This is a genomic window from Cupriavidus sp. 2KB_3 (genome assembly GCF_052115685.1).
Lineage (GTDB): Bacteria > Pseudomonadota > Gammaproteobacteria > Burkholderiales > Burkholderiaceae > Cupriavidus > Cupriavidus campinensis.
Genome location: NZ_JBFRHD010000028.1, coordinates 50888 through 72346 on the forward strand (window position 1 = coordinate 50888; position 21459 = coordinate 72346).

The 21459-nt window shown below is 66.2% G+C and carries 20 protein-coding genes; 6 read left to right on the forward strand and 14 right to left on the reverse strand.

The window, feature by feature from the left end:
- Positions 1–87 precede the first annotated feature (87 nt).
- The 10 genes from AB4120_RS24880 to AB4120_RS24925 form a co-directional block, all read right to left on the reverse strand.
- Entirely contained in the window at positions 88–318 is a 231-nt protein-coding gene (locus AB4120_RS24880; RefSeq protein WP_441642978.1) for a hypothetical protein, read from the reverse strand.
- A 23-nt stretch (positions 319–341) separates the two neighbouring features.
- Positions 342–782, reverse strand: a complete 441-nt coding sequence (locus tag AB4120_RS24885; RefSeq protein WP_149138609.1) for a DUF3304 domain-containing protein — start codon at positions 780–782, stop codon at positions 342–344.
- 22 nt (positions 783–804) lie between these two features.
- Entirely contained in the window at positions 805–1143 is a 339-nt protein-coding gene (locus tag AB4120_RS24890; RefSeq protein ID WP_441642985.1) for a DUF3304 domain-containing protein, read from the reverse strand.
- Between the two features lie 124 nt (positions 1144–1267).
- Complete coding sequence (locus tag AB4120_RS24895; RefSeq protein ID WP_246119052.1) at positions 1268–1747, reverse strand: DUF3304 domain-containing protein; 480 nt, start codon at positions 1745–1747, stop codon at positions 1268–1270.
- A 23-nt stretch (positions 1748–1770) separates the two neighbouring features.
- Positions 1771–2211 (reverse strand): DUF3304 domain-containing protein, encoded by a 441-nt coding sequence (locus tag AB4120_RS24900; protein ID WP_149138607.1) that lies wholly within the window; start codon positions 2209–2211, stop codon positions 1771–1773.
- 22 nt (positions 2212–2233) lie between these two features.
- Entirely contained in the window at positions 2234–2686 is a 453-nt protein-coding gene (locus AB4120_RS24905) for a DUF3304 domain-containing protein (protein WP_441642979.1), read from the reverse strand.
- Complete coding sequence (locus AB4120_RS24910; RefSeq protein WP_149138605.1) at positions 2683–3471, reverse strand: DUF4123 domain-containing protein; 789 nt, start codon at positions 3469–3471, stop codon at positions 2683–2685. The genes AB4120_RS24905 and AB4120_RS24910 overlap by 4 nt, the downstream gene beginning before the upstream one ends.
- 12 nt (positions 3472–3483) lie before the next feature.
- Positions 3484–5829 carry a type VI secretion system Vgr family protein gene (locus AB4120_RS24915; protein WP_441642980.1) on the reverse strand — a complete coding sequence of 782 codons (2346 nt, stop codon included), beginning with the start codon at positions 5827–5829 and terminating at the stop codon, positions 3484–3486.
- Between the two features lie 122 nt (positions 5830–5951).
- Positions 5952–6716, reverse strand: a complete 765-nt coding sequence (gene eutC / locus AB4120_RS24920; protein ID WP_149138601.1) for an ethanolamine ammonia-lyase subunit EutC — start codon at positions 6714–6716, stop codon at positions 5952–5954.
- Between the two features lie 18 nt (positions 6717–6734).
- Entirely contained in the window at positions 6735–8117 is a 1383-nt protein-coding gene (locus AB4120_RS24925; RefSeq protein WP_149138600.1) for an ethanolamine ammonia-lyase subunit EutB, read from the reverse strand.
- 159 nt (positions 8118–8276) lie between these two features.
- Between AB4120_RS24925 and AB4120_RS24930 the strand changes: the two genes are divergently transcribed.
- A complete protein-coding gene (locus AB4120_RS24930; protein ID WP_149138599.1) occupies positions 8277–9368 on the forward strand; it encodes an AI-2E family transporter in 1092 nt (363 codons plus the stop codon).
- A gap of 86 nt (positions 9369–9454) precedes the next feature.
- Here the strand turns inward: AB4120_RS24930 and AB4120_RS24935 are convergent, their stop codons facing one another.
- From AB4120_RS24935 to AB4120_RS24945, 3 genes are all read right to left on the reverse strand, one after another.
- Positions 9455–10600: a CaiB/BaiF CoA transferase family protein gene (locus AB4120_RS24935; protein WP_144201176.1), complete on the reverse strand. Its 1146-nt coding sequence runs from the start codon at positions 10598–10600 to the stop codon at positions 9455–9457.
- Between the two features lie 46 nt (positions 10601–10646).
- Entirely contained in the window at positions 10647–11654 is a 1008-nt protein-coding gene (locus AB4120_RS24940) for a Bug family tripartite tricarboxylate transporter substrate binding protein (protein ID WP_262389716.1), read from the reverse strand.
- A 64-nt stretch (positions 11655–11718) separates the two neighbouring features.
- A complete protein-coding gene (locus tag AB4120_RS24945; RefSeq protein WP_441642981.1) occupies positions 11719–13527 on the reverse strand; it encodes an acyl-CoA dehydrogenase family protein in 1809 nt (602 codons plus the stop codon).
- A gap of 92 nt (positions 13528–13619) precedes the next feature.
- On the opposite strand from AB4120_RS24945, the gene AB4120_RS24950 reads away from it, so the two are divergent.
- The 4 genes from AB4120_RS24950 to AB4120_RS24965 all read left to right on the forward strand — a co-directional run bounded on the left by AB4120_RS24950 (position 13620) and on the right by AB4120_RS24965 (position 17375).
- A complete protein-coding gene (locus AB4120_RS24950) occupies positions 13620–14513 on the forward strand; it encodes a LysR substrate-binding domain-containing protein (protein ID WP_441642982.1) in 894 nt (297 codons plus the stop codon).
- A 299-nt stretch (positions 14514–14812) separates the two neighbouring features.
- Entirely contained in the window at positions 14813–15115 is a 303-nt protein-coding gene (locus tag AB4120_RS24955) for a FeoA family protein (RefSeq protein WP_441642983.1), read from the forward strand.
- 37 nt (positions 15116–15152) lie between these two features.
- Positions 15153–17018 (forward strand): ferrous iron transporter B, encoded by a 1866-nt coding sequence (feoB, locus tag AB4120_RS24960; protein WP_149138597.1) that lies wholly within the window; start codon positions 15153–15155, stop codon positions 17016–17018.
- 42 nt (positions 17019–17060) lie between these two features.
- Positions 17061–17375, forward strand: a complete 315-nt coding sequence (locus AB4120_RS24965) for a DUF6587 family protein (RefSeq protein ID WP_149138596.1) — start codon at positions 17061–17063, stop codon at positions 17373–17375.
- A gap of 217 nt (positions 17376–17592) precedes the next feature.
- Here AB4120_RS24965 and AB4120_RS24970 read toward each other — a convergent pair whose 3' ends face one another.
- On the reverse strand, positions 17593–18990 hold the full coding sequence (locus AB4120_RS24970; RefSeq protein WP_149138595.1) for a hypothetical protein: 1398 nt from the start codon (positions 18988–18990) through the stop codon (positions 17593–17595).
- 453 nt (positions 18991–19443) lie between these two features.
- Here AB4120_RS24970 and leuA point away from each other — a divergent pair, with 453 nt between their 5' ends.
- Positions 19444–21138 carry a 2-isopropylmalate synthase gene (gene leuA / locus AB4120_RS24975; RefSeq protein ID WP_149138593.1) on the forward strand — a complete coding sequence of 565 codons (1695 nt, stop codon included), beginning with the start codon at positions 19444–19446 and terminating at the stop codon, positions 21136–21138.
- Positions 21139–21459: the final 321 nt, after the last annotated feature.

Genomic DNA, 21459 nt, shown 5'->3' on the forward strand with positions numbered 1-21459 from the left:
AAAGGGGTGCCGACTCCTGGTATGTACTGGGAGAAAAATCCACTTCTTGGATTATCGATCCGGGCCTTGTACAAGCGAGCGATGTTGCTATGTTTTTCCGGCGGCCATCTGAGTGGTGCCGAGGCCTGGCTCTTCCCAGTCCATATTGTTGCCCGTGCCGTCGAAGAAGAGGCTCACATATATCTGGCCACCGCACTGGGCAGGATCTTTTTTTCGGATGCAGGCCATTGCCCTGGCTCGCTGTATAGTCTCCCGTGGTGTAAGGTCGCGCACGCCACTTGCGGGCATGTTCGGCGGCGGCGTGATGCTGTAAGGCATGTCGTTCTCTCCAATAGGTTTGGCTACAATCGAGCTTCATCGCCCTTCAAGGGATAGTCGGGGTGGTGGAGACTCATCATCGTCACGAACACCTTGACATTGCCGTCGCGCAGAAAATGCACGGCAAACCGTCCCAGTTCGTCTGGCCGATAGGGAGGCACGGAGACGAATCGCACCTGTGGAACATCGTCGATGCGATTGACCCATCTGACCTTTACCGTCATACCGGGCTCGTGGACCAAGGGCACCATGACACAACACGTGCGATTGCCACCGCCCTCGTGCGGCCAGATATTCGGTCCGCCATGACCGTTGACCTCAAACGCGTAGATCCCCACGTCCGTGTGGTTGTAGCCAACCATTGACACCGCGATGGGCTTGTCGCCGCAACCGGACACTGCCAGTGACAATGCTGCTAGCAGGCCGGCTAACCACGCCCGTGGGCGCGCTACTGTGTAAGGCATGACTCTCCTCGTGGAACTGTGGTTACTTGCGCGCCTCGTCGCCCTTCAAGGGATAGTCGGGATGTCCAAGACCCATCATGGTCACGAACACCTTGACATTGCCGTCGCGCAGGAAGTGGACGGCGAACATTCCGCCATCCCTTGGTCCATAAGGAGGTACCGGCACGATCCGCTCCTGCGGCACATCGTCGATGCGATTGACCCATCTGACCTTCGCCGTCATGCCAGGCTTGTAGACCCGTGGCACCGTGACGCAGCACGTAAAACTGCCACCGCCCTCGTGCGGCCAGATATTCGGGCCACCCCGGCCATTGACCTCGAACGCGTAGATGCCCACATCGGTGTGGTTGTAGCCAACCATTGACACGGAGATTGGCTCCTCGCCGCAACCGGACATTGCCAGTGGCAATGCTGCTAGCAGGCCGGCTATCCACGCCCGTGGGCGCGCTACTGTGTAAGGCATGACTCTCCTCGTGGAACTGTGGTTACTTGCGCGCCTCATCGCCCTTCAAGGGATAGTCAGGATGACGCAGAGCCATCATGGTCACGAACACCTTGACGTTGCCGTCGCGCAGAAAATGGACGGCAAACCTTCCCAATTCTTCCGGCCGATAGGGCGGGACGGAGACGACTCGCATCTGGGGAACATCCTTGATGTGGTTGACCCATCTGACTTTCACCGTCATGCCAGGTTTGTGGGCCCGTGGCACCGTGACGCAACAAGTAAATTTTCCGCCGCCCTCGTGCGGGCCGATGTATGGACCGCCGTGCCCGTCTACCTCGAAGGCGTAAATCCCTTCATCGGTGTGGTTATAGCCAACCATTTCCACCGAGATTGGCTCGTCGCCGCAACCGGAAATCGCTAGCGACAGTGCGGCTAGCAGACTGCCTGCCCACGCCCGTGGGCGCATAGCGTTGAATCGATTCTTGCTGCCTGAAGTCGGTGGTGCAGTGCTGTAAGGCATGGTTCTTTCTCCAATCGATGTCGTTACAGCCGAGCTTCATCGCCCTTCAAGGGATAGTCAGGATGGTGAAGATTCATCATCGTCACGAACACCTTGACATTGCCGTCGCGCAGAAAATGCACGGCAAACCTTCCCAATTCGTCTGGCCGATAGGGAGGCACGGAGACGAATCGCACCTGTGGCACATCGTCAATGCGATTGACCCATCTGACCTTTACCGTCATACCAGGCTCGTGGACCAATGGCACCATGACGCAACACGTACGTTTCCCACCGCCCTTGTGCGCCCCGATATTCGGTCCGCCATGACCGTTGACCTCGAACGCGTAGATGCCCACATCGGTGTGGTTGTAGCCAACCATTGACACCGCGATGGGCTTGTCGCCGCAACCGGACATGGCCAGTGGCAATGCTGCTAGCAGGCCGGCTATCCACGCCCGTGGGCGCGCTACTGTGTAAGGCATGACTCTCCTCGTGGAACTGTGGTTACTTGCGCGCCTCGTCCCCTTTCAGGGGATACGCCGGATGACCAAGCAGCGTCATGGTCACGAACACCTTGACACTGCCGTCTCGAAGAAAATGGAGAGTCAGAAGCCCCACGTCTTCAGGGCGGTAGGGGGGCACAGGGACGATCCGCTCCTGCGGCACATCGTCGATGCGATGGAGCCATCTGACCTTCGCCGTCGTGCCAGGCTTGTAGACCCGTGGCACCGTGACGCAGCATGTAAAACTGCCACCGCCCTCGTGCGGCCAGATATTCGGGCCACCACGGCCATTGACCTCGAACGCGTAGATGCCTACATCGGTGTGGTTGTAGCCAACCATCGACACGGAGATTGGCTCTTCGCCACATCCGGACATTGCCAGCGACAGTGCCGCAAGCATGGCCAGCCGGCCGCAACGCCTCAGGCTCGCCGCCGATGCCAGACGATGGTTCATCGTGCATCCTCCTGCTCGTCAGGCGCTTCCCATAAAGGCGTGCCGGCGGCGGCGACCTCACCCCCAAGTCCGCCTGCCCACCTCGCAAACGTATCGCCGTGCGCATTCGCCGGCATCGACAACCGTTGCGCGGCTTGCGGATGATCGATAAAGCGCCCTGACGTCTGGAAGGCCAATATCAGGTACTCCACCAAATCTTCCACGTCGGACAACCCATGCTGGCGCGCGGCACGCAAATGCGCTTCGATAAATGGATGAACTACGCGGTATGGCACGTGCCGCAGCTTTGGCATGATTGCCTGCAGGCCGCCGATCATGCCGTCCGCTTCGGTGGCGGCCTCCAGGGCGGCGATTTGCTTTTCGTCGAGGTGGACGGGCAGGGGAAACGCCCCGTCATGGTGAGCGTCGTCGGCAGGCAGCGTGGCCTGCTGGCACTTACCGAAACGGTCGATGCGGCCGTCGTACCAGCGGATGATCATTTCGCGATTGTTCGGCACCTTGACCTGATGAAACTGCCGCAGATGCCCGGCGATGTCTGCCAGCGGACGCGACGCGGCGATGAGGCTGACGCACGGCTTCAACGCGCCGAGGCGCATCGCATCGGCAAGGACGTTCCGGCCAGTCTGATCGTCATGGCTCAGGTCGATCAGCAACGGGGCGATGTCCAGCAGAGATGCCTCGGGATAGCCTTCGAACAGCGACTGGTATGCGGCGCCACAACGGTCCAGCCGAAGGTGGAAGCGCATTTGATGGCTTGAGTCGATCAGGGCGAATCGGTAGTCCATGTGGAAGTGCCTCTATTTGATGTAGATGCCGAACTGGCCGCTGCGCATGGCGTCGATCAGGCAGCTCTTGCAAGCCGTGCGGGGCAATTGCTGCGGCGGCATCAACTTGGCCGCCGGCGCGTGCTTGTCCCACGATGCGCACTTCTCGGCGATGTCGCCCAGCGTGACGTTCTCGATGCGCTCGCCAGTGATGCGGATGTAGGAACCGCCCGCGCCAATCCAGACCTCTTTGTCAGCGGTAAGCACCAGCTTCCCGTCGGTACTGGTAATCGTGATGTCCTTGAGCGCCGTCAACTGCAATTCATCGCTCTGCGCCTGGATCTCGACCTTGCCGCGCGCCGCGAACAGCTTCATGCCGAGCTTCTGCGCGAACAGGGACACCGCTTCGCCGGCGGCGACGGTGAAGCGCTTCATCACGCTGACGTCCGCGCTGCCCCCGGCGGTGGCGATAAGGTGGTTCGCCGCGCTGGTTTGCAGGTCCGCGCCCGAAACCAGCGCGATGCCGTCCGGCGCGCTGGCGAGCAGGCCGGCGGCGCGCAGTTGCTTGAGGCTGTCATTGAGCAGTGCCTGCTGGCGTTCGCAGTCGGCGGCGAGCGCCTGGGCGGCCTTGGCCGTCTCGGCCAAGGCCTGGCTCTGTTGGAGCGCTTGCTCGAGCAGGCGTTCGGCCGGGGCCATGTCGAGTTGGTGTCCTCTGGCCTTTGGCTGGTCATCCGCCGAAATGAACAATCCCTTGCCGCCCCGTATGGCCCCCCGACCGGACGTTCTGAGTTCGAACCCCTCCCCCCGCCGCTTCCACTTCCCATCCACCATATGGCCGAGCGTCAGCTGGGATTTTCCGGAATGCTCGGTGGACAGCTTCACATGCTCCTGCCCCTCCCAGTCCTCGAACTCAAGCTTGTTGTCGCTCTGCGTGCGGATAACGTTGCGGGACAGCCACCGATCCTGGTTGGTAATCAGATCCGTCTGGCGGCTGTTATGGTGGACGTGGGCGATATACGGCTTATTCGGATTCCCATCCCGAAACGCGATAGCCGCTTCGGTGCCGTCGATCAGCGGAAAGTGAAAGCCCGTCTGAAAGGCCCCGGCGAATGGCTTGGCCAGCCGCAGCGGCACGCATTCCCCACCGCCGGGCCAGTCTTCGAAATCGAAGTCAAAACGGACGGTGTAATAACCCTGCTGGGTCAGGTAGGCGTAGGGATACTGGCTCGGGGAGGTAATGCGCGCGCTGAGCGTGCCCTGAATCTTCGGCCAGTTGGCTTCATCCAGCGGTAGCCGGAAACGTCGATCTGAAGGGATCGATTTGAAGGTATTGCGATACGCGGCATCGCGCGCGCCGGTGTGGATGACCTCGGTGATGACCTGCCCATTCGGCGCATCGGCCAGCGCAAGATCCATCCGCAGAATCCGCGCCGGACGCAGTTCCAGCACATTGCTCTCGCCCTCATAGACCACCTGCCCGGCCACCGCTGCCTCATGCCGAAGCTGGGCCTCCCATTTGGCGCCTTCGAAATCCAGATGATGGGTGCCGAAGACATAAGCCTGGCCGTAGGTGGTCTTGTCCTTCCGCGCGACATTGGCTTCGCCCTTCAGCGGCTCCCAGGCCAGATCGGGGTTGTAGTCCGCTACGAGGAACGATCGGGGGATCGTTTTCGCAATAGTACGAAGGCCGAAGACCGCTTCGATACCCGCCTCAAGCCCGGCCGTCTCCCGATATGGCACCCGCAGTTCGGGCTGATAGAGGTAATGGTCGATGTCATCCCCAAACACCACCATTTCGCCGAACTTGCCGGGCAGGAAATAGGAATACAGCCCTTCCTGCTCCATCAGCAGGCGGATGTAATCCCAATCGGACATCTGATACTGGAAGCGAAGCTTGTGCTGGGGATATTGGCGTCGAAGCCGGAAGGAAAACTGATGCCCGACCAGTTCATGGCGCCGCAGGATCGCCTCGATAATCTCCGGTGCGGTCTTTTGCTGGTAGATGCGGGTGGAGCGGGTGAGCCGAAGCCGGGCGACGAGTGGCTCCACCACCATCTCGTAGCCATGGAAGTCCCGCGTCTGGGCCGTCTTCGAGAAACAGGAAATAAAGCCGGCGAAGGTGCGCGGCGTGGATTCATCGCCAGGGTCGATGATGAAAGTGGCCGGCTTGCCGAGGTAGTCGGCACGGTCCAGTTCAACAGGATGCGTCAGTTGGATGGTGATCTCGTAGGGGTCACCCAGCCGCTCCACTGCCTTGAACGACACCACCGACAGCCCGTTCGCCGCGCCCGGAACGCTCAGGAAATACGATTGTTGTCCGTGAAGCTGCGCCAGCAGCTGATTGCCACGTGTCTCAACGCCGTCAGAAAAGCCGCCCATGTGTCCTCGCTCCGTTGCCGGCGCAGCATCGAAAAGCTGCGCATCCGGCATACTAGAAGCGGCGAACTGGGCACTACAATCGTATTACTCCTAAACTGCGGAGCGAGAATTTCCCCGTCCCTTCAGGCCTTCGGCAACGCCTCGGAATTTTCGCTGTCATCCTTCAACTCCACCCCCGACCGCCCCAGCGCCACCGCCCCACGCATCAAAAACACCAGCCGGTCTGCCGCTGTTTCGTACAGCAGCCCTTCCGGTCTCACGTTGGAGATGCAGTTCCGCTGCGCATCGGTCCGCCCGGGCTTCGGGTCGTAGGTCAGATAAATCCCAAGGCTGTCCGGCGAGCTGAGGCCGGGCCGTTCGCCGATCAGCATCACGATCTGGCGGGCGCCTAGGAGATCTCCGATTTCGTCGCCGAGGGCCACGCGGGACTGGCGGGCCACCACGACCGGGCCGATGTGCCAGTCGGCCAGCCGGGCCAGCACGGCGCGCAGCAGTGGCACGGCGTGGCGTTGGGCGGCCAGCGCGGAGAGGCCGTCGGCGATCACGAACACGGCGTCAGGGGTCTGGGCGGGCCGCGCGCGGGCCAGCGCTTCGTGGCTTTCGGCGTCCAGCCGGCGCCCGAGGTCGGGGCGGCGCAGATACTGGTCGCGGTCCGGCGCGGCGCTGTGCACGTGCCGTGCGGCTAGTCCGGCTTCCTGCAAGGCGATGTCGATGGCCGTGACGTCGAGCGGCAGGTGCACCGCGTCGCGCGCCTGCGCGTGAGCGAGGCCGAAGGCGAGCACGTCCCCTGTCTTCTGCGCATGGCCGGTGCGACCCAGCGCCACGCGCGCCCGCGTGTACTGGCGCAGCTGGGTCCAGGGGTCAATGTCGGCGGGCGGCTTCGGCATGATCGGCTCCATCGTGAGTTACAGCGTGCGCGCCAGATCCAGCAACGGCGCGCGCGCGGCCGGCTCCAGCACGCGGCCGGCATCGTCGAGGATGCCCATCCGTTGCAGCCATGCCTCGAACTCGGGGGCAGGGCGCAGGCCGAGCACCTCGCGCAGGTACAGCGCATCGTGGAACGACGTGCTCTGGTAATTGAGCATGATGTCGTCCGCGCCCGGCACGCCCATGATGAAATTGATGCCAGCCACGCCGAACAGCGTCAGCAGCGTGTCCATGTCGTCCTGGTCGGCCTCGGCGTGATTGGTGTAGCAGACGTCGCAGCCCATCGGCACGCCCAGCAGCTTCCCGCAGAAATGGTCCTCCAGCCCGGCGCGGATGATCTGCTTGCCGTCGTACAGATACTCGGGGCCGATAAAGCCGACTACGGTGTTCACCAGCAGCGGCTCGAACGCGCGCGCCACGGCGTAGGCGCGCGCCTCCATGGTCTGCTGGTCCACGCCATGGTGCGCGTTGGCGGACAGCGCGCTGCCCTGGCCGGTCTCGAAGTACATCACGTTGTTACCCACCGTGCCGCGCTGCAGCGCCAGCGCCGCCTGGCGGGCTTCGTCGAGCAGGGCCAGCGAGATGCCGAATGCCTCGTTGGCGCGCTGGCTGCCGGCCACGGACTGGAACACGAGGTCCACCGGCGCGCCGAGCTCCATCGCCCGGAGCGTGTTGGTGACGTGGGTCAGCACGCAGGACTGGGTCGGCACGTCGTAGCGCGTGCGCGCGTCGTCGATCAGCCGCAGCAGCTTGACGATGGCGGCGAGGTTGTCGCCGGCCGGGTTCACGCCGATGGTGGCATCGCCGCAGCCGTAGAGCAGGCCATCGATGATGGAGGCGGCGATGCCGCGCGGGTCGTCGGTCGGATGATTGGGCTGCAGGCGCACGGCCAGCCTGCCTGGCAGGCCGATGGTGCTGCGCAGCCGCGTGACCACGCGGCACTTGCGCGCTACGGCGATCAGGTCCTGGTTGCGCATGAGCTTGCTGACCGCCGCCGCCATCTCAGGCGTGATGCCCGGCGCCACGCGGCGCAGCGTGGCCTCGTCGGTCTCGTGGCGCAGCAGCCAGTCCCGGAAGCCGCCCACGGTCAGGGCGCCGATCTCCGCGAAGGCGGCGGCATCGTGGCGATCGACAATCAGCCGCGTGACCTCGTCGTCCTCGTAGGGAATCAGCGCCTCGGAGAGGAAGTGCGCCAGCGGCACGTCCGCCAGCGCCATGCGCGCGGCCATGCGCTCCTCCTCATCCCGGGCGGCGATGCCAGCCAGCGCGTCGCCCGAGCGCGCCGGGCTGGCCCGCGCCAGCAGCGTGCGCAAGTCGGCAAAGACATGCCGGCGCGTGCCGACGGTGTGGGTGAAGGGCATGGCGTCAGATCTCCGGGAGGAAAGCGTGCGCAACGTGACATCAATATACGCGAGCTGGCACGCAAGTTTCACGCCCGATGTGACTTGCTATTGGCGCGCCGCGCGCCGACAATCGATGCGCCCAACCCCTCAACCCAACGCAAACGCGACAGCCGAGACATGCCGCAGGTGGAACAAGACCGCACGCCAGGCCGCCCCCAGACCGGAGACGGCACGCCCAACCCCGATCCGCTCCACCCCGCCCGGCGCCTGACGCCGGCCAGCTGGTTCAGTGTCACGGCGGCGTCATATGCGCTGACCGGCGGCGCGCTGCTGCTGGTGATGCAAGCCAACCTCGTTGCGGCACTGCTGTCCGGGCTGCTGCTGTATTCGCTGGTCGAAGTACTCGCCCCGCGCCTCACGCGCCATTCCCGGCGAGACGCCCTGGCGGTGCTGATCCTCTCCGCCATCATCCTCTTCGCCCTGAGCGGCGGCATCTGGGCGCTCGTGCGCTTTGTCAGCGGCGATGGCAACACCCTCGAACGGCTGATGGATCACGCCGCCGACATCCTCGACCGCTCGCGCAACCAGTTGCCGGACTGGCTCAGCGACTACCTGCCGCGCGGCGTCGATGAACTCGCGTCCACGCTGATTTCCACCTTGCGCGAGCATGCGCAGATGGCCCAACGCCTCGGCGCGGACATCCTGCGCACGCTGCTCCATATCCTGATCGGTTTCGTCATCGGGGCGATGGTGGCGCTGTACCGGGCTATCTCGCGCCCCAATCGCCGTCCGTTGGCCAGCGCACTGATCGCCCGCGCGACCACGCTGCAAGTGGCGTTCTCGCAGTTCATCTTCGCGCAGATCCAGATCTCGCTGATCAACACCATCCTGACGGCGATCTACCTGCTGGTGGTGCTGCCGCTGTTCGGCCAGCACCTGCCGCTCTCGAAGACGCTGGTGGCCATCACCTTCATTGCGGGGCTGCTGCCGGTGCTCGGCAATCTGATCTCGAACACGGCGATCTTCGTGGCGTCGCTGTCGGTGTCGCTGCCGATTGCCGTGGTGTCACTGGTCTACCTCGTGGTGATCCACAAGCTCGAATATTTCCTAAACGCGCGGATCATCGGCGCGCGTATACAGGCGGCCGCTTGGGAGCTGCTGACGGTGATGCTGGTGATGGAGACGCTCTACGGTATACCCGGCGTGATTGCGGGGCCGATTTTCTATGCCTACGTGAAGCGCGAACTGTCCACGGCGGCGCTGGTGTAAGCCGCTTGTTAACTCGTTGAATGCATTGGCATTCAATGCGCAGCAACGGGTACGCTCCCGTTGCTGCGCGATGGCAGCGCGCCTGATCAGCCCTCGTTCGCGGCCTCGCGCGGCAGGAACTGGTTGCCTTCGGCAAGCGGCGCGTAGCGGTACGTGGCCGGCGTGCGGCTCAGCTTGACCGGCGCGCCGAGGCCCTTGTAGCCGCCGGGCATCTCCACCACCATCTCGCGGTGCGCGGTGTGCGGATGCTGGAGGGCATCCGGCACGGACAGCACCGGCGCGCACGGCACCCCGGCCGCCGCCAGGGCATCGGCCAGCGCCTTGCCGTCATGCGTGCCCATGCGGGCTTCCAGTTCCACTTTCAGAGAATTCCGATTGACAGAGCGTGCGCCGGCGGTGGCGTAGCGTTCGTCATCGGCCAGCACGGGCATGCCAAGGTGCTCGCACAGGATGCGGAACTGGCGATCGTTGCCCACGGCCAGGAAGATCGGGGCCGTGGCCGTGGCCACCGTGTCGTACGGGTAGATATTGGGATGGGCGTTGCCGGTGCGTGTGGGCGTCTTGCCGCTCATGAACCAGTTGGCCGCGTGCGGATGCAGCAGCGAGAGCCCCGAGTCGTACAGCGCTGCCTCGACGAACTGGCCGCGCCCGCTGCGCGCGCGCTCCTGCAGCGCCAGCAGCACGCCCAGCGCCGCATTCAGGCCGGTGACCATGTCCACCACCGGCAGGCCGGCGCGCAGCGGGTCGCCATCGGCCTCGCCGTTGATGCTCATGATGCCGGCCATGGCCTGGATGGCGGCGTCGTAGCCGGGCAGGCCGCCCAGCGGGCCATCGGCGCCAAACCCGGACACGCGGCAGTGCACCAGGCGCGGAAAGCGTTGCGACAGCACGTCGTAGCCCAGCCCCCATTTCTCGAGCGTGCCGGTCTTGAAGTTCTCGACCATCACATCGGCCTCGGCCAGCAGCGACAGCAGCACCTCGCGGTCTGCATCGGCGGTGAGGTCCAGCCGCATCACCCGCTTGTTGCGGTTCAGGCCGAAGTAGTACGACGCCACGCCGTCGCGGAACGGCGGGCCCCAGGTGCGCGTGTCGTCGCCCTGCGGGGGCTCGATCTTGAGCACGTCGGCGCCGTGGTCGCCCAGGATCTGGCCGCAGAACGGCCCGCCCAGGATGCGCGACAAGTCAACCACGCGGATGCCGGCCAGCGCGCCGGGAGTGGGGGGCGTCGTCATGATGGTGTCTACCTCGCTATCGTATTTTTTGGATGGCTTACACGCGTCAGTCGAGCTGCGCACCCGACTTTTGTACCACGGCGCGCCACTTGGTGACTTCCGTCTTCACAAAGCCGCCAAGCTGCTCGGGCGAGGTGGACGGCGCGAACTCCAGCCCCTGCGCCACCAGCGTCTGGCGGACTTCGGGCTGCTTGAGCGCGTCGGCAAAGGCGACGTTGAGTTTGCGGATCACCTCCGGCGGCGTGCCGGCAGGCGCCACCACGCCGAAGAACACCGATACGTCGAAGCCGGGCACGCCCTGCTCGGCCACGGTCGGCACGTCAGGCAGCGCCTGCGAGCGGCCGCGCGTGGTCACGCCCAGCGCGCGCACCTTGCCGCTCTTGATGAACGGCAGCGCGGTCAGCACGTCCGTGAACGTCATGCTGACCTGTCCGCCCAGCAGGTCATTGAGCGCCGGGCCGGTGCCCTTGTACGGAATGTGCTGGAAGTCCGTGCCGGCGAGGTTGTTGAACAGCACCCCGGCCAGGTGCGACGACGCGCCATTGCCCGAAGACGCATAGGTCAGCTTGCCCGGATGGGCCTTGCCGTAGGCAATCAGCTCCTGCACGTTCCTGGCGGGCACGTTCGCGTTCACCACCAGCACGTTCGGCAGATGGCCGATCTGGATCACCGGCGCGAAGCTCTTCACCGGGTCGTAGTTGATCTTCCGATACAGGCTCACGTTGATCGCCAGCGGCGCCGAGGTGCCGAACATCAGCGTGTAGCCGTCCGGCTCGGCGCGCGCCACCGCCTCCGCGCCGATATTGCCGCCGGCGCCGGCGCGGTTCTCCACCACCACGGGCTGGCCCAGGCTGCTCTTGAGCGCGGCGGCCAGCGTGCGGGCCATCGCATCGGTGGGGCCGCCCGGCGGGTAGGTCACCACCATCATGATCGGCTTGGTCGGAAAGTCCTTCTGGGCGAAGGCAGGCGCGGCGGCCAGGGCGAGCGTGGCGGCAGTCAGCGCGGTGAAGGCCGCCAGGGCCGCGCGGCGGTGCCAATGAAGCTTGGGGGGCATGGTGTTGTCTCCGGGTGAGGCTTTTCTTGTCTATTTGGAACAAATCAGAACAGGTCAGAACACGTCAGAACACGTTGATCTCGTCGAGTTGGCCGGCGGGGCGCACCGCACCGTCCTCGGGTGGCGCGACGGTCTCGGCCAGCCATGCCGGCTCGGCGCCGCCGGCCAGCGGGTCCTGCGGCAGCACGCGGTGCACGAGCACCAACTGCGCCAGCCGCATGCGGCGGACCGAGCCAATCCGGCCCGCTTCCCACGCCATCGCCACGGCGCTGGTCACGTGGTACAGCGCGGAGGCGGCCTGCCGGGCCAGCACGTCGCCCTCGGCACCGGCCTCGGCGGCGCGGGCGGCCAGCGCGGCGGCGCGGGCGATGGCCTGCTCGAAGGTGGCGCGCGCCGTGGCGTGCATCGGCGTATCGGCCAGCAGGCCGGCCAGGTGCGCCTGGAGCACGGGCAGCGAGCCCTCGCGGCGGATGGCGCGCAGCACGTCCAGCGCGACGATGTTGCTCGTGCCCTCCCAGATCGACCCCAGGTGCGCATCGCGCACGAGGCGCGGGTCGCTCCATTCCTCGATATAGCCACAGCCGCCGCGGATCTCCATGGCGTCGCCGGTGACCTTGCGCGCGTCACGGCAGGCGCGGAACTTGATCAGCGGCGTCAGCACGCGCATCAGCGGGTAGGCATCGGCCTCGCCCGCGTCAGCCCGGCGCAGCGCCTCGGCGGTCTGGAACACCATGGTGCGGGCCTGCTCGGTGGGCAGCGTGAGCTTGAGCAGCTGGCGGCGCATCAGCGGCATGTCCGCCAGCCGCTTGCCGAACGCGCGCCGTTCCCGGGCGATGAACTGCCCCTCGGTGAGCGCGCGGCGCATCAGCCCGGCCGCCCGCACGCCGTTGGAGAGCCGCGAGTTGTTGATCATGTCCGCCATCTGCACGAAGCCCCGGCCCGGCTCGCCCACCAGCCACGCGTGCGCACCTTCGAGCCGGATCTCGCCGCTGGCCATCGAGCGCGTGCCGAGCTTGTCCTTGAGACGGATGATCCGATAGTGGTTGGCGCTGCCATCGGCCAGCGTGCGCGGCAGCAGGAACAGCGAGACGCCCTTGATGCCCGGTGTGGCCGTGCCGTCCGGCTCCTCCATGCGGGCCAGGACCATGGCCAGCGCGGCGTCCGGGTTGGAGCAGAACCACTTGTCGCCCACCAGCCGCCAGCCGCCCTCCACGCTGTCGTCACGGATCGCGCGGGTGGCGGTGGCCGCCACGTCCGAGCCAGCGCCCTGCTCGGTCATGAACATCGCGCCCTGGTACAGGTCGTCGAAGACCTGCGTGGTCAGGTTGGGCAGGTAGCGCGCCACCAGCGCCGGATCGCCGAACTTGCGCAGCGTGCGGGTCAGCGAGTCCGTCATCGACAGCGGGCAGCACAGTCCGAACTCGGCCTGGACGAAGAGGTAAGTCAGTGCGTACTTCGCCGCAGGCGGCATGGGCTTGTCCCAGCCGAGCACGCCGCCGCGATGGGAAGCCGCCGCGAGGCCGAAGTCGGCGAACGCCACTTTCTCCAGTTCTATATAGGCAGGGTGCTTGTGGATGGCCTGGGCATCGAGGCCGGTGCGGGTACGGTGAGAAAGCGTCGGAGGTGCATTATTCGCCACATTGGCGAGGGTATCGAGCACGTCCCCTGCCAGCGCGCCCATGCGCTCAAGGTGCGGCAGCAGGTGATTGAACAGGTCGGCCGGCAGGTAGAGCGGCAGCAGCGCGCGCAGGTCCGGGTCAGCCGTGAACAGGCTCGTGCCGTGCCGGTCGGGCACCGGATGGGCGATGTCTCGGGACGAATCCTGCAAATCGGTCAAAGAAGCGGACGGAATCCGGGCGGCACTGGTCGGCATGGCTGTCTCCTTGTTTGGGGTCCATTATTCGAACGCCGACGATTCGTGTCTAATTCTAAAATTGGCTTGATCCATACAAAATTCATATCGCCATGGAATTCCGTCACCTGCGCTATTTCCTCGTGCTGGCCGAGGAACTGCACTTCGGCCGCGCCGCGCGGCGGCTGTCGATCTCCCAGCCGCCGCTTTCGCTCAATATCCAGCAGCTGGAGGCATCGGTGGGGGCGCGGCTGTTCGAGCGCGACAGCCGGGGGGTGCGGCTGACGGCGGCGGGGCGCGCATTCGGGGAGTCGGCCACGGCGCTTCTGGCCCAGGCGGAGTCGGCACGCCAGCTGGCCCGGGAGATCGAGGCGGGCGCGGTGGGCCGGCTGCGCGTCGGCTTTGTCGGGTCGATGCTGTACCGGGGCCTGCCCCAGCGCCTGCACGAGTTCCAGCACCGCTACCCCGGCATCCAGGTGGCGTTGACGGAACTCAACTCGCAGGAGCAGATCGACGCCCTGCTACATGGCGAACTCGACGCCGGCTTCATCCACACCAGCCGGGTGCCTGACGAACTGGCCACCGAACTGGCCCATCGCGAGCCCTTTGTCTGCTGCATGCCGGAAGGCCACCCGCTGGCCGCGCGGGCCGAGGTGGGGCTGACCGATCTGCGCGGCGAGCCCTTCGTGCTGTTCTCGCGCAAGGCGTCGCCCGACTACTACAACCGGATCTTCGAGATGTGCGCGGCGCAGGGCTTCTATCCGCAGGTGCGGCACGAGATGCGCCACTGGCTGTCCGTGGTGTCGCTGGTGTCGCAGGGGATGGGTGTGGCGGTGGTGCCGGCGGCACTCGCGCGCTCGGGCATGGCGGGGGCGACCTTCCGGCCGCTGGCCGATGCCACGGTGCCTTCCGAGGTGTATTGCGCGTGGAAACGGGCACCCGATCATCCGGCACGCGACCATTTCGTCGACACCATCCGGCTGGCCGCGGCGCAGGCCGGCGACTAGAATCCGGAGCGCAAAGCAAAGCGCCAAAGAAAAAGCCACCGGTCCAAGGACCAGTGGCTCTGAAGTACGCGTGGAACGGGGTGTTCAGCGTGTTTGAAGCATAGCGCCACCCCTTCCGGCGGACCAATACCACAAATGCGGTATTCGGCCGAATACCGGGGCGGGGCCCCGGGATCGCACCAGGATTGCGCGGCAATCCGGCACGGCATCGGCGCCGAAATCGCACGAATGCTATACAATCGAGAACGATTTTTATTTACCTACGCGGGGCGGCGATCCTGCCTGCGCACTGGAAACCTATGCGGTTGTCTGAACTGCCCCGGCGCACGGCCGCCGTTGTGAAATCGGTGGACGATGCCACCCCGAACGATCCCATCGCGCGCCGCCTGCGCGATCTCGGTTTTGTGCCGGGCGAAGCGGTGCAGATCATCGCGTTCGGCCCCTTCGGCAAAGACCCGCTGGTGGCGCAGGTCGGCTTCACGCGTTTTGCGCTGCGCCGCGCCGAAGCGGCCCGCATTGCCGTGGAGGTGGTGAGCGCCACCGTCTCCAGCATCGCCCCGGCTACCCAGCCCGACGCCCCCGCCGCTCAGCGCATCGCCTGAGGGCGTTGCCCCAGGCCGATCAGGACCCCCTGCCAACATGTCCGTCGCACAACCTCCTTCCGCCCTGCGCATTGCGCTGGTGGGCAATCCCAATTGCGGCAAGACCGCACTGTTCAACCGCCTGACCGGCAGCCGCCAGAAGGTGGCCAACTACGCCGGCGTGACCGTCGAGCGCAAGGAAGGCCAGTTCGTCTCGCCGGCCGGCCGCAGCGTACGCATCCTGGACCTGCCAGGCGCGTACAGCCTGCACGCGGCCAGCCTGGACGAGGCGATCACGCGCGAGGTCTGCATGGGCCAGCGCCCCGGCGAGCCGCGTCCGGACCTGATCGTCTCGGTGGTAGATGCCACCAACCTGCGCCTGCACCTGCGCTTCGTGCTGGAGCTGCGCCGGCTGGGCGTGCCGATGGTGGTGGTGCTCAATATGAGCGATGCCGCGGCGAAACGCGGCATCCTGATCGACCGCGACGCGCTGTCGCAGGCGCTTGGCGTGCCGGTGGTGCAGACCGTGGCCGTGAAGCGCGATGGCGCCGCGGCGCTGATCGACCTGCTCGACGGGGTGCTGCCGCCGGCCCCGCCCGTGCCGCCGCAGTCCGTGGAGGCGATGTCCGAGCTGGACACCCACGCCGAGGTCAAGCGCCTGCTGGACATCGCCGTGACCATGCCGACGCGCACCGCCAGGCTCGATGACGCACTCGACCGCGTTATCCTGCATCCGGTGGCCGGCCTCGTCATCCTGGCCGTGCTGCTGTTCTTCATGTTCCAGGCGGTGTTTTCGTGGGCGGAACCGCTCATGGATGGCATCGAGGCCGGCGTGCACCTGGCCGGCGAAGTCGTGGGCGGGTGGCTGCCCGCAGGCCTGCTGCACAGCCTGATCGTCGATGGCCTGATCGCCGGCCTGGGCAGCGTGATCGTGTTCCTGCCCCAGATCCTGATCCTGTTCCTCTTCATTCTCACGCTGGAGGAATCGGGCTACCTGCCGCGCGCCGCGTTCCTGCTGGACCGCCTGATGATGGGCGCGGGGCTCTCGGGGCGCTCGTTCATCCCGCTGCTGTCGAGCTTCGCCTGCGCGATTCCGGGCATCATGGCCACGCGGACCATCCAGGACCCGCGCGACCGGCTGACCACCATCCTGGTGGCGCCGCTGATGACCTGCTCGGCGCGGCTGCCCGTGTACGCGCTGCTGATCGGCGCATTCATCCCCGAACGCACCGTGGCGGGCCTGTTCAACCTGCAGGGCCTGGTGCTGTTCGCGCTGTACGTGGCGGGCATCGTCAGCGCGCTGGTGGTGGCCTATGTGCTCAAGTTCTTCCGCCGTGACCGCACGGACCATCCGCTGCTGATGGAACTGCCGTCTTACCGGATTCCGAATCCGCGCGACATCGCCATTGGCCTGTGGGAGCGTGCCCGGATCTTCCTGTCGCGCGTGGGCAAGGTGATTCTGACGCTGACCGTGTTGCTGTGGTTCCTGGCCACGTTCCCGTCGCCGCCGGAAGGCGCCACGCTGCCTGCCATCGACTACAGCTTCGCCGGCATGCTGGGGCGCGCGCTGGAGCACGTGTTCGCGCCGATCGGCTTCAACTGGCAGATCTGCATCGCGCTGGTGCCGGGTCTGGCCGCGCGCGAAGTGGCTGTTGGTGCACTTGCCACGGTCTATGCGCTCTCGGGCGGCGATGACGCGGTGGCCGTGCAGCTGGCGCCGATGATTGCCGCGCAGTGGTCGCTGGCCACGGCGCTGTCCCTGCTGGCGTGGTACGTGTTTGCGCCGCAGTGCATTTCCACGCTGGCGGTGATCCGGCGCGAGACCAATTCCTGGGCGGTAATGGCGGCTTCGGCGGCCTACCTGACCGGACTGGCCTACCTCGCATCGTTCGTCACATATCGCGCGGCGCTGGCATTTGGTTGAGACGAGGTTGAAACTGGTGACACCGACTTGGGTCCAACGGCCATGACGCTCTATCACGCCTTCGAAATCCTGGTGGTCGCGCTGATCGTGACGGCTTGCGCGGTCCACGTGACGGGCCGCTACATGCCGCGCACGCGCGAACGCGTAAAGGCGACCCTGGCCGTGCGCCTGGGCGGCGCCGCCGCAACGGGCTGGCGCGGATGGCTGGCGCGGCGCCTGGCGCCGCAGGCGGCGGCGGGTTGCGCCTCCGGATGCGAGACGAACAGCGGCTGCGGCACGTGCGGGTCGAATACTTCCCCTGCGGCCTCGGCCCCGCCGGACAACGAGCAGATCATCCGGTTCGTGCGCAAATCCTGACGGCACGGCGAACATCCCGACAAAGAACGGCGGTCCTGGCGACCGCCGTTTTTGCTTTTCGGGCCCGGATCCCTGCACGCAGAAACGGGTACGCTCGCCCTCCCCAGCCCGCCCGATCCACGCAGAAACGGGTACGCCCACACTCATCCCGCATCGGCAACGGGCAAAGAAAAACCCGCCGCGCGGGAAGCGCGGCGGGTTTCGTCGTCCAGCCGATTTACTGCACCACGCCGGCCAGCGTGATCGACACGGGCATCGCCTCGGGCCCAGCCGTGCAGCGCGCGGTAACCGTGAACGGCCCGTTGGCGAGCGGCGTGATCGATGCCGAGTTCGGCGCGATGACCACCTGGTTCAGGATGATATTGCTGCTGGCGGTGGACCACGCCCAGCTGCCGAAGCACGGCGAGATGCCTTCGTCGATGCCGCGATGGAGCAGATGCACCGCGATCGTGGCCCCGATACCCGGCGGCACCACCAGCGGCTGCGGGCCGTTGTAGACCAGCGCCCAGGTCGGCTGCTCGGTGACGAGCAGGGTGGCGCGCGGCGTGGCGGCCAGCGTCAGGCTGCTGGCGAACTCGGCGAGCACGCTTTGCAGCGGCGACGCACCATTCGGCCGGCTTGTGCTGACCGTGGTCAGGCGCGTGGCGCCATCCGGCAGCACCGCCAGCGACGGCGAGGTCGTGGTGAAGGTCCAGAGCCCGTTGAAGTCCGGCGTGACATCGCTCTCGTCATTGCGCACCACCTTCGACGCATAGACCTGCGGATAGCCGTTCAGCACGTTCAGCGCATTGATCTGGGCGCCGTTCTGCGACAGCACCAACCGGTAGCTGGCCACGCCGGCCTTGGCCACCGACACCAGGAAGGCGCCGGTCAGCACCGAGTTGTCCGGCGCCGTGACTGAGACCGAGACCACCGATTGCGCGACGGTATCGGACGCATTCACACCGCGCAGCATGCCCACGTTGACCGCGCCGGTGACCTGCACGGCCGCCGTGCTGCTGCTCCAGTTCCAGCCGCTGCCGGCCGTGGAGCGGTCCGCGCCATCACTGTCGATCAGGGATGCGGTGACGGGCAGCACCTGGCCGTCAGTCATCGACAACACCGGGTACGGCAGCGCCAGGCTGTAGGTACGCGTGCCGGGCGCGACCACCGTGATGATGGCCGAGACCTGCGGCAATGCCGTGGTGGCGTTGCTGGCGCCGGTGACGGTGGCCAGCAGGCTGATGGTGGCGGTGCCGGTGCCCACGCCGGTCACCACGCCGCTGCCCGGCACCGTACCGTTGCCCACGGCCGCTACCGAACTGTTCGACGAGGTCCACACGAAGCTGGTGTTGCCGGTGACGTCGTTGCCGTTGTTGTCTACCACTGACGCGGTCAACGAAATCGAGCTGCCCACCGAGACCTGGCCGGACGTCTGGCTCATCACCACCGTGTAGGACTTGGCAGCCGTCGCGCCATTCCCGCCGCTACCGCCGTTGCCGCCGCTACCGCCATTGCCGGTGGTGCCCGTTGGCGTGGTGCCTCCCCCGCTGGATCCACCGCCGCCGCCGCAGGCAGCCATCAGCGCCACGGTCGCCGCGCAGGCGAGCCAGGATATCCATCGACGTGTCGTCATGGTTTGTCCCCTTCTGTTGTAATGTCCCGTTCCCGTGCTAGGAGACTAGGCGCGATCCGCCAGCCGATGTACTGGCCAGAGGACTGAGCGGCACCCCACATATCGGGATGAGGTCATCCCCGGTCTACGGCAAGCGGTTGACGCCAAGTGCGGAATTCGACTACGCTGACGGCTTACCCCTTTCGCGCACGATGCACGCTACCGCCCTCCTCCTCCGCCACGCCGCCGATGCCCTGCGCATCGATGCCGCCGTGCGCGCGTGCGTGGCGCGGGCTGGCCGGCTGTCGCGCCGCGGCCTGGCCGCATCCTCCTCCTCGCTGCTACTAGACCTACCGACCGGTTGCCGGGCCTAGCGCCCCGTGGCAGTTCGGCAGCCGTCTATCGCCACCGTTTTTCCGTTTTTTCCCCGAATTTTGTGTCTGTCGCATCTTCCCGCGAGGAAGGAGAACACCCATGTTGCGCAATCCCGCCGCCAAGTACCGCCCCGCCACCACCGTCAACCTGCCTGACCGCACCTGGCCGTCGCGCCAGATCACGCGCGCCCCGCGCTGGATGAGCACCGACCTGCGCGACGGCAACCAGGCCCTGATCGAGCCGATGAACCCCGCTCGCAAGCTGCGCTTCTTCGAGCAACTCGTGAAGGTGGGGCTGAAGGAGATCGAGGTGGCCTTCCCTTCGGCCTCGCAGACCGATTTCGACTTCGTCCGCATGCTGATCGAAGAAAACCGGATTCCGGCCGACGTGAACATCGTGGTGCTGACCCAGTCGCGCGAGGACCTGATCCGGCGCACCGTGGAATCGGTACGCGGCGCGCGCCAGGCCACCATCCACCTGTACAACCCGATCGCGCCGGCGTGGCGCCGCATCGTCTTCAATGCCTCGCGCGAAGAGATCCGCGAGGTGGCCGTGAGCGGCACGCGCCTGATCCGCGAACTGACCGATGCGATGCCGGAAACCGCCTGGACCTACGAGTACTCGCCCGAGACCTTCAGCCTGGCCGAACTCGATTTCTCGCTCGAGGTTTCCGACGCGGTCTCGGCCGTATGGGAGCCATCCGCGGCCCGCCCGATGGTGCTCAACCTGCCGACCACCGTGGAATGCAGCACGCCCAACGTGTTCGCGGACCAGGTGGAATGGATGCATCGCCATCTGGCGCGGCGCGAGCACATCGCGCTGTCCGTCCATCCGCACAATGATCGTGGCACCGCCGTGGCCGCCGCCGAGCTGGCCGTGATGGCCGGCGCGGACCGCGTGGAAGGCTGCCTGTTCGGCAACGGCGAGCGCACCGGCAACGTCGATCTGGTCACGCTGGCGCTGAACCTCTACACCCAGGGCGTGGCCCCGGAACTCGATTTCTCGGATATCGACGAAGTGCGCCAGTGCGTGGAGCACTGCAACCAGCTGCCCGTGCACCCGCGTCATCCGTACGTTGGCGATCTCGTCTTCACGGCGTTTTCCGGCTCGCACCAGGACGCCATCCGCAAGGGCTTCGCCCAGCAGAAGGCGAACGCGATCTGGGAAGTGCCCTACCTGCCGATCGACCCGGCCGACCTCGGCCGCAGCTACGACGCCGTGATCCGCGTCAACAGCCAGTCCGGCAAGGGCGGCATGGCCTACCTGCTCGAACAGGCCCACGGCATCTTCATGCCGCGCCGCCTGCAGATCGAATTCAGCCGCGCGGTGCAGGCGATGACCGACGAAACCGGCCTGGAAGCGAGTGCCGACGACCTCTACGCGCTGTTCCGCCGTGAGTACCTCGACGTGGACGCGCCGCTGCGCTATGTCTCGCATCGCATGGTCTCGACCAGCGAGGCGAACAACGCCAGCGTGGAGATCGAGGTGGAACTGGTACGCGATGGCCAGCCGGTGCGGGCGCGCGGCGCGGGCAATGGCCCGATCGATGCCGTGGTGGACGCCTTCGTGCGCGGCCTGGGCCTGCCGGTGCGGGTGATGGACTACCACGAGCACGCCCTGACCGCCGGCGCCGATGCGCGCGCGGCCTGCTATGTGGAAGTGCGGGTCGGCGACTCGCCCACGGGCTTCGGCGCGGGTGTGGATGCGAACATCGTCACGGCGTCCCTGCGCGCGGTGGTGTGCGGCGTGAACCGGCACATCGGGCGCGCCAGCCAGGAAGCGCAGGCCGCCTGAGGCGGAGCGAGGCCAACTGCGGCCCGCCGCCGTGGAGAAAACCGGTGTGCCCCGCCCCCACGGGGCACACCCGGAAAGACGTCCTTGCGGACGCCCACGACATGCGCGATGCATTCACCATGTGCGCACAGCGTACGGGCCGCGCCGCGCGGGCGCCACGAATAAATCCGCATGTAAATAGAACGGGAGCGGGCAGACGCCAGGTTCATCGGCTGTCGCTTAGCCGCCACGCGGGGTCCACGCGGGCCGCGCGACTTGCGCTGGGTCAAGATGGGGATGAGAGGCAAAGGCCACACTGGTCGCACAGTTTTTCCTCGCCTG

Bases quoted from the DNA above. Each gene is read 5' to 3' on its own strand.
- AB4120_RS24880 (WP_441642978.1), bottom strand. From the start codon at position 318: ATGCCTTACAGCATCACGCCGCCGCCGAACATGCCCGCAAGTGGCGTG.
- AB4120_RS24885 (WP_149138609.1), bottom strand. From the start codon at position 782: ATGCCTTACACAGTAGCGCGCCCACGGGCGTGGTTAGCCGGCCTGCTA.
- AB4120_RS24890 (WP_441642985.1), bottom strand. From the start codon at position 1,143: ATGGTTGGCTACAACCACACCGATGTGGGCATCTACGCGTTCGAGGTC.
- AB4120_RS24895 (WP_246119052.1), bottom strand. From the start codon at position 1,747: ATGCCTTACAGCACTGCACCACCGACTTCAGGCAGCAAGAATCGATTC.
- AB4120_RS24900 (WP_149138607.1), bottom strand. From the start codon at position 2,211: ATGCCTTACACAGTAGCGCGCCCACGGGCGTGGATAGCCGGCCTGCTA.
- AB4120_RS24905 (WP_441642979.1), bottom strand. From the start codon at position 2,686: ATGAACCATCGTCTGGCATCGGCGGCGAGCCTGAGGCGTTGCGGCCGG.
- AB4120_RS24910 (WP_149138605.1), bottom strand. From the start codon at position 3,471: ATGGACTACCGATTCGCCCTGATCGACTCAAGCCATCAAATGCGCTTC.
- AB4120_RS24915 (WP_441642980.1), bottom strand. From the start codon at position 5,829: ATGGGCGGCTTTTCTGACGGCGTTGAGACACGTGGCAATCAGCTGCTG.
- eutC (WP_149138601.1), bottom strand. From the start codon at position 6,716: ATGCCGAAGCCGCCCGCCGACATTGACCCCTGGACCCAGCTGCGCCAG.
- AB4120_RS24925 (WP_149138600.1), bottom strand. From the start codon at position 8,117: ATGCCCTTCACCCACACCGTCGGCACGCGCCGGCATGTCTTTGCCGAC.
- AB4120_RS24930 (WP_149138599.1), top strand. From the start codon at position 8,277: ATGCCGCAGGTGGAACAAGACCGCACGCCAGGCCGCCCCCAGACCGGA.
- AB4120_RS24935 (WP_144201176.1), bottom strand. From the start codon at position 10,600: ATGACGACGCCCCCCACTCCCGGCGCGCTGGCCGGCATCCGCGTGGTT.
- AB4120_RS24940 (WP_262389716.1), bottom strand. From the start codon at position 11,654: ATGCCCCCCAAGCTTCATTGGCACCGCCGCGCGGCCCTGGCGGCCTTC.
- AB4120_RS24945 (WP_441642981.1), bottom strand. From the start codon at position 13,527: ATGCCGACCAGTGCCGCCCGGATTCCGTCCGCTTCTTTGACCGATTTG.
- AB4120_RS24950 (WP_441642982.1), top strand. From the start codon at position 13,620: ATGGAATTCCGTCACCTGCGCTATTTCCTCGTGCTGGCCGAGGAACTG.
- AB4120_RS24955 (WP_441642983.1), top strand. From the start codon at position 14,813: ATGCGGTTGTCTGAACTGCCCCGGCGCACGGCCGCCGTTGTGAAATCG.
- feoB (WP_149138597.1), top strand. From the start codon at position 15,153: ATGTCCGTCGCACAACCTCCTTCCGCCCTGCGCATTGCGCTGGTGGGC.
- AB4120_RS24965 (WP_149138596.1), top strand. From the start codon at position 17,061: ATGACGCTCTATCACGCCTTCGAAATCCTGGTGGTCGCGCTGATCGTG.
- AB4120_RS24970 (WP_149138595.1), bottom strand. From the start codon at position 18,990: ATGACGACACGTCGATGGATATCCTGGCTCGCCTGCGCGGCGACCGTG.
- leuA (WP_149138593.1), top strand. From the start codon at position 19,444: ATGTTGCGCAATCCCGCCGCCAAGTACCGCCCCGCCACCACCGTCAAC.